This window comes from Streptomyces durocortorensis, from assembly GCF_031760065.1.
Taxonomy (GTDB): Bacteria; Actinomycetota; Actinomycetes; order Streptomycetales; family Streptomycetaceae; genus Streptomyces.
This window is the reverse complement of record NZ_CP134500.1, coordinates 6722252-6735553: the sequence shown is the minus strand read 5'-3', so window position 1 is coordinate 6735553 and position 13302 is coordinate 6722252. Positions and strand designations below refer to the sequence as shown.

General features: G+C 70.4%; 12 protein-coding genes and 1 tRNA gene. 6 read left to right on the top strand and 7 right to left on the bottom strand.

Features of this window, described 5'->3' with window-relative positions; all coding sequences use genetic code 11:
• Positions 1-548: 548 nt before the first annotated feature.
• Together RI138_RS29730 and RI138_RS29725 are read left to right on the top strand one after the other, a co-directional pair.
• Entirely contained in the window at positions 549-1535 is a 987-nt protein-coding gene (locus tag RI138_RS29730) for a DUF3800 domain-containing protein (RefSeq protein WP_006128982.1), read from the top strand.
• 1708 nt (positions 1536-3243) lie between these two features.
• Positions 3244-4464 (top strand): tyrosine-type recombinase/integrase, encoded by a 1221-nt coding sequence (locus RI138_RS29725; RefSeq protein WP_311122365.1) that lies wholly within the window; start codon positions 3244-3246, stop codon positions 4462-4464.
• Positions 4465-4574: 110 nt separating this feature from the next.
• On the opposite strand, the gene RI138_RS29720 is transcribed toward RI138_RS29725, so the two are convergent.
• Positions 4575-4648, bottom strand: a tRNA-Pro gene (locus tag RI138_RS29720).
• Positions 4649-4775: 127 nt separating this feature from the next.
• Here RI138_RS29720 and RI138_RS29715 point away from each other — a divergent pair.
• From RI138_RS29715 to RI138_RS29705, 3 genes are all read left to right on the top strand, one after another.
• A complete protein-coding gene (locus RI138_RS29715; protein WP_398864008.1) occupies positions 4776-5516 on the top strand; it encodes a transketolase in 741 nt (246 codons plus the stop codon).
• 62 nt (positions 5517-5578) lie between these two features.
• Complete coding sequence (locus RI138_RS29710) at positions 5579-6481, top strand: transketolase family protein (protein ID WP_311122364.1); 903 nt, start codon at positions 5579-5581, stop codon at positions 6479-6481.
• A gap of 28 nt (positions 6482-6509) precedes the next feature.
• Positions 6510-6764, top strand: a complete 255-nt coding sequence (locus tag RI138_RS29705; RefSeq protein WP_311122363.1) for a substrate-binding domain-containing protein — start codon at positions 6510-6512, stop codon at positions 6762-6764.
• A 51-nt stretch (positions 6765-6815) separates the two neighbouring features.
• Here RI138_RS29705 and RI138_RS29700 read toward each other — a convergent pair whose 3' ends face one another.
• From RI138_RS29700 to RI138_RS29680, 5 genes are read right to left on the bottom strand one after another with little or no spacing between them, the layout of a single operon-like run.
• Positions 6816-7400, bottom strand: a complete 585-nt coding sequence (locus RI138_RS29700; protein WP_311122362.1) for a GAF domain-containing protein — start codon at positions 7398-7400, stop codon at positions 6816-6818.
• A complete protein-coding gene (locus RI138_RS29695) occupies positions 7397-8020 on the bottom strand; it encodes a GTP-binding protein (protein WP_311122361.1) in 624 nt (207 codons plus the stop codon). The genes RI138_RS29700 and RI138_RS29695 overlap by 4 nt, the downstream gene beginning before the upstream one ends.
• Positions 7998-8369 carry a DUF742 domain-containing protein gene (locus RI138_RS29690; protein ID WP_311123057.1) on the bottom strand — a complete coding sequence of 124 codons (372 nt, stop codon included), beginning with the start codon at positions 8367-8369 and terminating at the stop codon, positions 7998-8000. Before RI138_RS29690 ends, RI138_RS29695 begins: the two co-directional genes overlap by 23 nt.
• Before the next feature lie 2 nt (positions 8370-8371).
• Positions 8372-8806, bottom strand: a complete 435-nt coding sequence (locus RI138_RS29685; RefSeq protein ID WP_096631230.1) for a roadblock/LC7 domain-containing protein — start codon at positions 8804-8806, stop codon at positions 8372-8374.
• A 5-nt stretch (positions 8807-8811) separates the two neighbouring features.
• Positions 8812-10920 carry a sensor histidine kinase gene (locus tag RI138_RS29680; RefSeq protein ID WP_311122360.1) on the bottom strand — a complete coding sequence of 703 codons (2109 nt, stop codon included), beginning with the start codon at positions 10918-10920 and terminating at the stop codon, positions 8812-8814.
• A gap of 422 nt (positions 10921-11342) precedes the next feature.
• Here RI138_RS29680 and RI138_RS29675 point away from each other — a divergent pair, with 422 nt between their 5' ends.
• Entirely contained in the window at positions 11343-12788 is a 1446-nt protein-coding gene (locus RI138_RS29675) for a glyceraldehyde-3-phosphate dehydrogenase (RefSeq protein WP_311122359.1), read from the top strand.
• Between the two features lie 105 nt (positions 12789-12893).
• On the opposite strand, the gene RI138_RS32455 is transcribed toward RI138_RS29675, so the two are convergent.
• Positions 12894-13247, bottom strand: coding sequence for a hypothetical protein (locus RI138_RS32455; protein WP_398864003.1), 354 nt, complete (start codon positions 13245-13247; stop codon positions 12894-12896).
• Between the last annotated feature and the right edge of the window lie 55 nt (positions 13248-13302).

The window sequence follows — 13302 nt, the reverse complement described above, 5'->3', positions numbered from 1 at the left end:
GACACCAGAACGGCGCTCCGTCGAACCGGTTAAGGACGCCGCTCCATCATTTGCATGCTCTTCTGCAACACCGACAGCGCGAGGCAACTACGTGCACGGCGCACTGGTCCCCAGCCTTGGTCCCCAGATTTATGCCTCCGCGGCACCCGTCAGCCGACGCAGACAATCATCAGGAGAAGTACCGGTTTGGCCAACCGGCGATGCCGTGTTACAAGCATCCGACGCAGATACCCACGGAATTGGGAAGCGCAGGTCAGGAGCCCATCTCGTACGAATCCGGCCGGGGGTGGCGGCCCCCACAGGAGAATGACCAACACCCTTGTCGGCGAGGAAGACGCGGTGAATGTGCGGTGCAGCGGAGTCCCCGCCGCGTCCGCGGGAGTGTTCCGAACGTCACTTTCCCCACGCAGGCCCTCACCTCCGAGTAGCCTCGAAGAGGCTTCTGCTCCCGTCCGGTTCCCCCACCGGCCGGGGGCAGCGGTGTATCCGGACACGGAAGTGACCCGAAACCGGTAGACCGTCCGGATCGCGTCCGGCACGCTCCAGGAATGGAAGCGCACATCGCCTCGCTCCCCGTCGTCTACGCGGACGAGTCAATGAACTCCGGGCAGAACCTCCTCGACCCGAACCAGCCCGTATTCAGCGTGGCCGGAGTGCACCTGCCCGACGACCTGGCCGCGTCCATCGTGGACGAGATCAAGGCTGACATACCGCCCTCCCAGAAGGAGCCAAAGTACACCTCGCTGGTGCGCTCCTCGGGCGGCCGGAAGGCCCTGATGCGGGCGTTCGCGCAGCTCCCGGAGGGAAGCGTTCGGGTCAGCTACGCACACAAAGGGTTCATGGTCACCACCAAGATGGTCGACATCCTCGTTGAGCCCCTGGCCCACCAGGACGGACTCAACCTCTACGAGAACGGCGCACTGGCCCTGGCTGAGGCGTTGCACCTCACGGGTCTCGTCTCCGGCTTGGAGATCACCCACAGGAAGATGCAGGAGGCGTTCGTCGGCTGGATGAGGCGGAAGACCAGCACCGACGACCTGTTCGACTCCATCGCCGAACACAGGAAGTCGGTCGCCGCGCAGAGTAAGAAACTGGCGCACTGGCTGGAGCTCCTGGAGCACTGCCGTCCCGTGGCCGACGCCACCAGCCCGGAGGAGAGGGACGATTCGCTCGACCCTGCCATTCCGGCGCTCTACGTCATAGCCGTCGGATTCCGGGAAGACCTCGGGGACTTCCGCCTCGTCCACGACGACTCCAAGGTCATCGACCGCCACTCGACGAACCTGAGCACCGTGCATCTGCTCCCCGATCCGGCCCGCCCCGGGAAGGCCAGCCGGCAGGCGGCCAGCCACATCTCCTTCGCGGACAGCCGCGACTACCCGCAGCTCCAGATCGCTGACTGGACGGCGGGTGCCGTGCGCCAGTGGGCTACCTGGCTGGCTGTCGGCGGCAGGGGCCGGTTCGCCGAAGAGCTTGGCTCCGTGGTCGACGCGTGGTCGCTCTGGGGGGTCTGGCCGCCGAACCCGGAGGGCTGACGGGCGTTCGTGGCCTGTTCGTGTTCGGTCTCCCGCGAACCGGGTTCCGGCTGCCGGGCGACCGGCCGCCCGGGGCCGGTGATGGCGGGTTGGGGTGTCCGGTGTGGGCCCGATGGAGGGGATCGCTGTGTGCCCTTCTGCGGGCCTGCCAGGGGTCCCGGCGGCCGGGGAGGGGGCCCGAAGATCACCTGGCAAGCCGTCAGGAGTGCAGTGAGGCCCGTACAGGGATGAGGTGCCGGGCTGCTCGCCCCTGCCTTCTGTGCGGGTCTCCTTTTCTCGTGCCGGATCCCACAGTCGGCGTCGCGATCGATCGGCCGTCCTGCAGGGCGGTGGCCGTCCTCTTTTGATCCGCCAGGATTGCTTCCTCCATCGGTGAGACCAGCCCCGCGAGACCTGCTGGCGGCCGTCGGCGAGCAGGCCCCGGGAGGAGGAATAGAAGGTTCCTGAAAACGGCCTCTGACCTACGGAAACGCGAGGGGTCGGTGCTTGAAAATGAGCACCGCGTGCCCAAGGCACCACTCCAGGTCCTCCCCGCCGACGCGGAGCGTTCCGCCCGCGCTGTCGGGGGGTCAAGGACCTCCAGGAGTCCACGCCAGCGCGGGAGCGTTCCGCTGCGCGGGAGGCTGTCGTCCCAGACCTTGCCGTTGTTCCCGCCGACGCGGCGCCAACCGGTCCCGAAGCAACCCGCCAGCTCGCCGCCGCCACGGGCCGACGGTCAGGGGCGCACTCCGTGCCGACCAAGATCCGGGCCATACGCGGACCAACCGCCTACAGCTTGGCCGCATAGTAGCCGTTTCCGCTGCTCAGGGGCCATGCCAGGCGTGTACCACCATCAGACGAAGAACCTGAAGAACCTACAGGCGCTCTGCGCAGGTGGCTGAGTGGAATCGCTCAGCACCACGAAATTCCCGGCACCTTGCCACACCCGCGCAGTCAGAAGGCCGCCTAATCAGCGGGGCAACGCGCCTGAAGGCCCATCAGAACGGGCGTCACGATGCCTCTGAGAGCGTCATTTCAGCGTCAAGATATCGCCCGTAACGCCCACGATGCACATAGCGCACACCACCTAAACTCACAGGTCAGGCGCCCTTTGCGACAGGCTCAAGGATCGCCACGCACCCCAAATGGTGCGCCATCGAGAAGCATTCAATCGGCCCAGCACCTGACAGTCGCCGTGCCGCAAGCGAGGGCAGTGTAGCCGCCCATCGCCGGTTAGCCAAACCGGCGCATCTGCAGATGATTGTTGCCCACCGTTTGCCCCGAGCATCACTGCGGATCAGTCCACCAGAAGGGGCTCACCGCTTCAGGCGCACGCAGACTCCCCTGACTCTCCACCTGCGGGCTGCGTCGCCTCTCGCCGACCGCCTTCCACTGTATCCCTATGGCTCCATCCCCCCGGAGATCCAACGCCCTTGCCCATCGAACCGATAGCAGCCTACACAGACCATCAGAAGCATACGAAGAATGAGAAAGATGCTCAATTCAGCCGAGATGACAGCCGGTCGTCTCTCCTGACCAACTCCTGGTATTCGACGCGCGACCTCGCCGCTTGCCTGCGTGTAGACACCTCGACTCTGCGCCGTTGGCGCACTGCCCGGCCGCCCCAGGGCCCGCCGTTCGTCGCCGTTTCGGAACGCGTCGTCATGTACAGCACGGTCGACGTTGAGGAATGGCTGCGTTGCCGCCGGACCGTCCCGCGCGGAGACGCATGACGGCCGAGAGAGCCGTTGTGCCGGTCGGTGTCCGACTCACGACCGACATCGAGTACCGGCCTGATCGCCCCCACCCCTACCGAGCGCGGGGCCGCTGGTTCGACCCGGCTACGAAGCGGCGCCTGTCCCTGTCGGAAGGAAAGGCGGACGAGGACGAAGCGCAGGAGTGGCTCCAGTCCATCATCGAAGCGGCTGAGGCAGGGCTGTCCCCGTCGCTCGCCACCATGAAGCTCGCCGAGTACGGCAACGCGAACATGGACCTCGCGCTGCGAGGGCTGGAGTTGAAAACACTCGACCCCTATCTCGCCGGCTGGCGGATGCGCGTCGTGCCCTCCCTGGGCCACCTCGCGGTCCGCATGATCACCAACGGCGCTGTCGACCGCACCGTGCAGAACTGGATCGCCGACGAGCTCAGCCGCTCAACGGTCAAGAACACCATCGCCGTCCTGGTCCGCGTCATGGAGCAGGCAGTGCGTGACGGCATCATCAAGGTGAACCCCGCCCGGGTGACCGGCTGGCAGAAGCTCTACAAGCAGACCGAGGACGAACTCCTCGACCCACGCGCGCTCGCCCTGCCCGACTGGGAAACACTCCTCGCACTGGCCGACGCGCTCGTGGCCGCCTCCCACGACGAGTACCGCGGCTGGGGAGACGTGGTCATCTTCGCCGCGTGCACCGCCGCACGGATCGGCGAGATCTCCGGCTGCCGCGTCGGAGACATCGACACCACCCAGTGGATCTGGACCGTGCGCCGCCAGACCACACCCGCCCCCGGCGGGCTGACCGACAAGGGCACCAAGGGCAAGCGGGCCCGCAAGGTTCCCATCGTCGAGGAAATCCGCCCCCTCGTCGCCCAGCGCATCCTGTCCGCCGGCCCCAATCCGAACGCCCGCCTGTTCACAGGCCCACGCGGCGGACGCATCTCCACCGCCGTCCTGCGCGACGCCACACACTGGGACACCGTGGTCACCAAGCTCGGCTACGAACATCTGCGCCGCCACGACCTCCGGCACACCGCACTCACCTGGTTCGCCGACGCCGGGGTCCAAGTACACGTCCTCCGCAGGATCGCCGGCCACGGCTCACTGACCACCACCCAGCGCTACCTCCACCCGGACGTCCACAAGATCACGGCCGCCGGGACGGCGCTCTCGGCCCACTTCAGCGCGCTGCGCGCACCACGCTCACTGCCGGGCCCCATCGTCATGACCCGCTGACCCGGTCAAGGACGCCGGACCTCCAGCTGGTCCCCAACTGGTCCCCAAAAATGATCAAGGGCCGGTTTCGGATTGCTCCGAAACCGGCCCTGACCTGCGACTGTCTCCAGTCGGGACGACAGGATTTGAACCTGCGACCCCTTGACCCCCAGTCAAGTGCGCTACCAAGCTGCGCCACGTCCCGTTGCCCGCCTGACCTGGGGTTTCCCCTGGCCGAACGCGCATGAGAACAATACCGCACTCGGACCGGTGGTCACCAACACCATTCCGCACTTGACCTCGACCTTGGTTGAGGTTGAACGCTGGACGGCATGACGAACACAATCGCCGCACCGGCCCACGACCACCGCCCCCTCACCGATCGGAAGGCTCCCGCCCCGGCCTTCCAGGACCTCCCTCGCCTCCTCTCCCTGATGACCGGGGCCGAGAAGCACGCCCCCGCCGCCCACTCCACGCTGGACGCCCTGTGGGTCCTCTACAACAGGGTGCTGCGGGTCACACCCGCCACCGTCGACGCCCCCGGGCGGGACCGCTTCCTGCTCTCCAAGGGGCACGGGCCGATGGCGTACTACGCCGTCCTCGCGGCACACGGGTTCTTCGACGAGGAGCTGCTGCCCGGCTTCGGGTCGTACGACTCGCCGCTCGGGCACCATCCGGACCGGCTGCTCGTCCCCGGCGCGGAGATCGGCAGCGGGTCCCTGGGCCACGGGCTGCCGCTGGCCGTCGGGACCGTGCTGGGATTGCGGGCCCAGGGGCTCACCGACCCCCGGGTGTGGGTGCTGATCGGCGACGCCGAGCTGGACGAGGGCAGCAACCACGAGGCCATCGCCCACGCGGGCCCGGCCGGTCTCGAACAGCTGCACACGCTGGTGATCGACAACGCGTCCGCCACCCACGGCTGGCCCGGCGGGATCGCCTCCCGGTTCGCGTCCGCCGGGTGGTCGGCGGTGACCGTGGACGGCCGTGACCACGAGGCCCTGTACGCAGCCTTCACCGCACCCCATCCGGGCAGGCCACGGGCCGTCGTGGCCTGGGTCGAGCCCAAGAACTGACCACGTACGACCAGTACGACCGCGCCCGACGACGTACGCCCAAGCCCCGGGAGGGCCCCTTCATGGACACCATGCGCGACCGCTTCATCTCGACCACCACCCGGCTCCTGGACGAGGAACCCCGGCTGGCCGTCGTCCTCGCCGACATCAGCGCCGACGGCTTCGCCGCAGCGCGGCGGGCACACCCCGACCGGGTGATCAACGTCGGCATCCGGGAACAACTCCTGGTCGGGGCCGGAGCGGGGATGGCCCTCACCGGGCTGCGACCGATCGTCCACACCTTCGCGAGCTTCCTGGTGGAGCGGCCTTTCGAGCAGGTGAAGCTGGACTTCGGGCACCAGGGGGCGGGCGGGATCCTGGTGAGCGCCGGAGGCTCGTACGACTGGCCGGCCGGGGGCTTCACCCACATGGCGCCCGGTGACGTCGCCCTCCTGGACACGCTCGACGGCTGGACCGTGCATGTGCCGGGCCACCCCGACGAGGCCGAGGCCCTGCTCCGGGCTTCGGTCACCGGGGACGACCGGGTGTACGTACGCCTCTCGCTCCAGACGAACAGGCAGCCGCGGCCGGTGGGCGGCGGCCAGGGCTTCTCCGTCGTACGCGAAGGGCGCGGCGGAACCGTGATCGCGGTCGGCCCCCTCCTCGACAACGTCCTCACGGCCACCGAGGGACTGGACGTGACCGTCCTGTACGCGACGACCGTGCGGCCGTTCGACGCCGTCGGGGTACGCCGGGCCGCCGGTGCGTCCGCCGCGGCGGACGTGGTGATCGTGGAGCCGTACCTGGCGGGCACCTCGGCCGCGGCGGCGGGCGAGGCGCTCATGGATCTGCCGCACCGGGTGCTGGGCCTGGGGGTGGGGCGCGCGGAGCTGCGACGCTACGGGCGGATGGACGAGCACCTGACGGCGCACGGGCTGGACCCGCAGGGTCTGCGGGACCGGATCACCGGCTTCCTTCGCCCCTGACCCGCCGATTCGGTCGGCTGGGCGACCGGTGGGGCTGCGGGCCGCGCTGCGGGAGGCGGGCGTTCGGGTGCGCGAGGACATGGCGCTCGCGGGGTTCGACGACGTCCCCGGCGTACGGGAGTCGGCGTCGCCGCTGACCACGGTGGCGCTGCCGCTCACGGAGACGGGCGAGCAGGTGATCGCCCTCGCGTCGCGGGCCGTCGGGTGTGGGGCGCTCCCGGGTACGCGGACCGAGCGGGACGTGGTGCTGCGGGGCAGCAGCGGTGCTCCGCCCGGGCGTTGAGCGCCCGCTCCGCCGCACGGGGCACGGGGAGCCGGAGGTCGGGGCGGGAGGTCAGAGGGGGTGGTGGCCCTCCCGGTGGTCGATCTGGCGGACGAGTTCATGGGCGAGGGACTTGATGGTGTCGAGCCCGGCCCGCCCCCAGGGGCGGGGCACGGTGTCGACGGCGCAGACGGTGCCGAGCGCGATCCCGGTGCGGTCGATCAGCGGCGCCCCGAGGTAGGAGCGGATGCCTATGTCGTCGACCACCGGATTGCCCGCGAACCGCGGGTAGTCGCAGACGTCCTCCAGGACGAGCGCCTTGCGCCGGACGAGGACGTGCGGGCAGTAGCCGTGGTCACGGGCCAGGTAGCGGCCACTGCGGTTGCTGCCCGCGGCGGCGGCTCCCAGGTCCCGGCCGCCCCGGTTGCCCGCCGGGGTGTGCAGTCCGGCGAAGAACTGCCGGTTCTCGTCGATGAAGTTGACCATCGAGAAGGGTGCGGCGGTCACTTCGGCCACCTTGTCGGCGAAGGCGTCGAAGCTGTCGAAGGAGGCGTCGGGGCGTTCGCCGAGGTCCAGCGTGCGCAGCCGCCGCGCACGGGCCGGACCGTTCCGGTCGGTGGGCGTCAGAAGCATCCGGCCGGTGGCGAAGGATGTCACGGGTGGGCTCCGAAGGTCTGCAGCGGGGCGGGCGCCGAGGTGGCGTTGATGAGGTGCTGGACGAGGGTGACCAGGGCGCCCGTGCCGGAGCTGGCGATCCGGGCGTCGCACAGGACGACCGGTACCTCGGGGCCGAGGTCGAGTGCGGCGCGGACCTCGTCGGGCTCGTAGCGGTAGGCGCCGTCGAACTCGTTGACCGCGACGATGAAGCCGATGCCGCGCCGTTCGAAGAAGTCCACCGCGGCGAAGCACTCCGCGAGCCGCCGGGTGTCGGCCAGCACCACGGCTCCGAGCGCGCCCTGGGAGAGCTCGTCCCACATGAACCAGAACCGCTCCTGGCCCGGTGTGCCGAACAGATAGAGAACGTGCTCTTCGGAGAGGGTGATGCGGCCGAAGTCCATGGCGACGGTGGTGGCCGTCTTGGACTCCACGCCTTCCAGGTTGTCGGTCCCCACACTGACCTGCGTCAGCAGTTCCTCGGTGCTCAGCGGGGCGATCTCGCTGACCGCCCCCACGAACGTCGTCTTGCCGACGCCGAATCCGCCGGCGACCAGGACCTTGAGGGCCACGGGAAAGAACTCGGAGGTTCCGGTGCTGTCAGAGCTGTCGTCGTAAACCATCGAGCACTGCCTCCAGCAGGGATCGGTCGGTGGGCGTGTCATGGAAAGCGGGAGCGTGCGCGGTGACCGCTCCGCAGGCGACCAGGTCGGAGAGGATGACCTTGGCGACGACCGCGGGCAGCCGGAGGTGTGCGGCGATCTCGGCGACGGACATCGGCCCGTCGCACAGCCCGAGGGCCACGGTGTGTTCCGGGCCGAGGGGGATGTCCGGCTCGATACCCGTGGCCATGATCAGCGACAGCAGATCGAACGCGGTGGACGGCCGGGTGCGGCCGTTGCTCACCGTGTACGGGCGGATGAGCCGGCCGGCCGCGTCATCGAGCAGGGGCCCGTCCTGCGGGGCCGGCATCCTCACAGCCCCGGAGTGAACGGGGCCCCGGCCGGCTGCCGCAGCGGGGTCATCAGATAGGGGCGGACGCTCTTGACCAGCATCGCCATCTCGTATCCGAGCACGGCGGCGTCCGCCTCGCGCCCGGAGAGGACGGCGAGACAGGTGCCCGATCCGGCGGTGGAGACGAACAGGAGCGTGGAGTCCAGCTCCACGACCACCTGCCGGACGTCCCCGTTGTCCCCGAAGCGGGCCCCGGCGCTGCGGCCCAGCGAGTAGAGACCGGCCGCCAGGGCGGCCATGTGGTCGGCGCTGTCGGGGTCCATGCCGTGCACGGATTTCACCAGCCCGTCGGCCGAGAGCAGGACCGCGCTGCGCGTGTAGGGCACGCGTTGGACCAGCCCGCTCAGCAGCCAGTCCAGATCCGAGACCTGGCCGGACGGCATGTCGGTCGTCATGGTGTCTACTCCTTGAAGGTGGTGTCTTTACGGGGTTCCGGCACGGCCCGGCCCGGCAGGAAGGCGTCGGGGGCGAACGCGCCGAGTACGGGGGCGGGGGATTCGTGTCCGCCGGCGTCCGGGGGGTGACCGTGCCGGTCCTGGGCGTAGCCGTTCGGCTGGTAGGCGGCGCTGTCGTGGGGGTACGCGTCGGGTGAACGGCTGTCCGGTGCGGGAACTCCCGCCGCGGGCAGCACGCGGTCGGCCGGCGCCGGACGGGGCAGGTCGGCCGGGGCGGCCGCTCCGCGTACGGGGAGGGGCGCGAGGGTCTCCAGGGGGGCGTCGAGCGCGGTGTGACCGTCGGTGCCGGTGCGCCCGGTCCCGGTGTGGTCCTCGTATCCGCCGCCGGGACCCTCCTCCTCGGCGGTCTGGGCCTCGGCCAGGTCGACGCCACGCCGGAAGGCCGCCATCAGCCCCGGGTCGTGCAGCGCGTGCTCGTCCTCGACACGTGGGGCGGGTGCCTCCCGCAGCTGCGGAACCAGGTGTTCCTGGTTGCTCCGCTTCGGCAGCTCGGGCCGGGCCGCCGCCGCACTCGAGGGCCGGTCCGCGCGCTCGGGCCCAGCGGCGGGCGGTGCGGGTCGCGGCTCGGGCGGAGACGCGGGGGGCGCCGGCCGGTCGATGCGCTCGGCGCGCAGCGGGAGGGGCGGGGCCTCGCCCGCGGGCGGCCCGGGGCGGTGGCCGTTCCGGCCGGGGGCGGGGGCCTGGGGCGGCTGGGCGGGACCTGCCGACCGGGTCGTAGGGCCGTGCGGCGGGGCGGATGGGGTCGTGCCTTCGACGGGCGGCCGGTGTACGGCGCCGGGAGGCGGCACGGGAGCGCCTTCGGGTGCCGGCCGCGCGTCGGGGTCGGCCCCGAGCAGCGACTGCGGGAGGACCAGCACCGCTTGCGTACCGCCGTAGATGTTGCTCTGGAGGCGGACCGCGATGCCGTGGCGGCGGGCCAGGGCGGAGACGACGAACAGGCCGATCCGGCCGTCCTGGAGGAGGTGGGCGACGTTGACCTGGTCGGGGTCGGAGAGCAGGGCGTTCATCCGCTTCTGCTCGTGGTCCGGCATCCCGAGGCCGCGGTCCTCCACCTCCAGGGCGAGCCCGGCGGTGACGTGCTGGACGCGCAGGAGGACCTGGGTGTGCGGGGCGGAGAACACGGTGGCGTTCTCGACGAGCTCGGCCAGCAGGTGGATCACGTCGGCGACGGCGTGGCCGCGCAGGGTGCCCTCTATGGGCGGGACCAGCTTGACCCGCGGATACTGCTCGACCTCGGCGATGGCCGAGCGCAGGACCTCGGTCATGGTGACCGGATTGCTCCACTGCCGCCGGGAGACGGCCCCACCGAGGACGGCGAGGTTCTCCGCGTGGCGGCGGATGCGGGTGGCGAGGTGGTCGACGTGGAAGAGGCCCTTGAGGAGGTCGGGGTCCTCGACCTCGTGCTCCAGCTCGTCGAGGATCTGGATCTCGCGGTGGACGAGGGATTGCAGCCGCCGCGCGAGGTTGACGAAGACCTCGACCTTCTGTTCGTTGCCGGTGCTGCTGAAGAGCTGGGACGCCTGGACGACGGCGGTGACGGAGGCCTCCTGGGCCCGGGCCATCTCCTGCCCGAGCAGGTCGAAGGCGTCGCCGCCGGCCGCGGCGGGACCCGGTGGGCGGCGTGCGGGAACGGTCTCCCCGCTGCGGAGCTGCTCCACCACCCGTTGCAGCTCGGCCTGGCCCTGGGCGCTGACGCGCCGGAGGGCGAGGGCGCGGTCCAGGATCTGACCGGCCACCCGGTTGGCGCCGAGGTAGGCGGCCGCGACGGCGGCGACCGCCAGGGCCGCCGATCCGCCGAGGGCGGCCCAGAGGCTGGGTGTGGTGGCGACGGCTCCGGCCCGGATGGTGAAGATGACGGCCGCGGCTCCGCTGAGCACGGCGGCGATGGCCGGGAGCAGCGCGGTCCGCAGCAGTTGAGGGCGTATCCGGGCCTCGGGGGAAGGCTGGGCGGCACGCGGCCTGTTCGCGGCCGGGTGGGCACGGTTGCCGGGGCGGCCGTGCCGCCCGCCCTCACGGCGGTCCGGTCGCGCTTCGGGTGCGCGAAGTTGAGACATCAGCGTCCTCGGTACAGGGGGCACCGGGGAGCGGCGGCGGTGTCGGCATCCATACGGCGGCCCCTACGGTGGTCGGTCAGGCTCGGGTCATCGGTCGGGCAGGCCCGAACGTTATGAGCCCACCGTTGATCACCGGGCACACACGGTAGTCGTCAATGACGTATGCGCGACGGGCAGTTGTCGAACTTGCCCGCCATCCGTCCCACTCTGGTATGACCACTCGCACGCACGCCCGATTGCACCCGATTGACCCCGGATCGACATGCACCGCCGACGGCCGCCCACATGCTGGACACCGCGAGCGCCCGGGCGCCGCGCGAAGGCGCCGACTCGTCGCTTTACCCGCAGGTAGGGCACCGCCCGACGGACCGGAAGGGCAGGCGGTTACCATATGAGCGCCGCCTAGCTCGAAAGATAAACTTGTGACTGTCAATGACGACTCGTTCACCAACTGGATGCACCGCGAGGAGATCGCGGAGTCGATGATCCCGATCATCGGGAAGCTGCACCGCGAGCAGGACGTCAATGTCCTGCTGCACAGCCGCTCCCTGGTGAACAAGTCGGTGGTCAGCATCCTCAAGACGCACCGCTTCGCCCGGCAGATCGCGGGCGAGGAGCTCTCGGTCACCGAGACGATGCCCTTCCTCAAGGCTCTGACGACGCTCGATCTCGGCCCCTCCCAGATCGACATAGGCATGCTGGCCGCGACGTACCGGGCCGACGGGCGCGGACTCTCGGTCGAGGAGTTCACCGCCGAGGCCGTCGCCGGGGCGACCGGCGAGAACAAGATCGAGCGGCGCGAGTCGCGCGATGTCGTGCTCTACGGCTTCGGCCGCATCGGCCGGCTTCTGGCCCGACTGCTCATCGAGAAGGCCGGTTCGGGCAACGGCCTGCGCCTGCGGGCCATCGTCGTCCGCAAGGGCTCCGGCCAGGACATCGTCAAGCGCGCCTCGCTGCTGCGGCGCGACTCCATCCACGGTCAGTTCCAGGGCACGATCACCGTCGACGAGGCGAACAGCAAGATCGTCGCCAATGGCAACGAGATCAAGGTGATCTACTCCGACGACCCGACGACGGTCGACTACACGGCGTACGGCATCAAGGACGCCATCCTGATCGACAACACCGGCCGGTGGCGCGACCGCGAGGGTCTCTCCAAGCACCTCCAGCCGGGTATCGCCAAGGTCGTGCTCACCGCACCGGGCAAGGGCGACGTCCCCAACATCGTGCACGGCGTCAACCACGACACGGTCAAGCCGGACGAGCGGATCCTGTCCTGCGCGTCCTGCACGACCAACGCGATCGTCCCGCCCCTGAAGGCGATGGCGGACGAGTACGGCGTTCTGCGCGGGCACGTGGAGACGGTCCACTCGTACACCAACGACCAGAACCTGCTGGACAACTACCACGGTTCGGACCGTCGCGGCCGTTCGGCGGCGCTCAACATGGTCATCACCGAGACCGGGGCCGCCTCGGCCGTGGCCAAGGCGCTGCCCGACCTGGACGCCCCGATCACCGGCAGCTCGATCCGCGTCCCGGTGCCGGACGTCTCGATCGCGATCCTCAGCCTGCGGCTGGAGCGCGAGACCACCCGCGAGGAGGTCCTCGACTACCTGCGCAACGTGTCGCTGGCCTCGCCGCTCAAGCGCCAGATCGACTTCATCAGCGCGCCGGACGCGGTCTCCAGCGACTTCATCGGCTCGCGCCACGCCTCGATCGTCGACGCGGGCGCCACCAAGGTCGACGGCGACAACGCGATCCTCTACCTCTGGTACGACAACGAGTTCGGCTACTCGTGCCAGGTCATCCGGGTCGTCCAGCACGTCTCCGGGGTGGAGTACCCGACGTTCCCGGCCCCGGCGGTCTGACCCCGGCGGCAGGCATGCACGTCCCCGGTGCCCGGCAGGTCCGCCTGCCGGGCACCGGCCTATGTACGCGAAGGGCACCGGCCTCCGCCCGGGGCGGGCCGCCCGTCACAGGGCATCGGCGTCCAGCCCGGTCAGCGGTGCCCATTCGTAACGCAGGGCCCTCGCCACGGCCAGGGCCCGGGTGTGCCGCGACCGGCGGGCGTACACCCACCGCTTGCCCTGGCACCGCTCGGCGTTGAGGCCGTCCAGGTCGGACCGGGCGTCCGCGCCGGGCGCGGCGCGACCCACGGCATCCACGGCGCGCCTGTCCCGCTCCGGATCGCGGCAGGTCAGCAGCGTACGCGTGCCCGAGCGGGCCGGCGCGAGAGCGGGGACCGCGCCGATGCCGCCGTTCGCACCCGTGACCACCGCGGTGGCGCCGGTGAGGTGAGGCACGCCGTCAAGGGGCCGGGAGCGCATGGGGCCCGCCTCCCCCGTCAGGCCGCCGCAACCCGCCAGGGGGAGGCTCGGAACC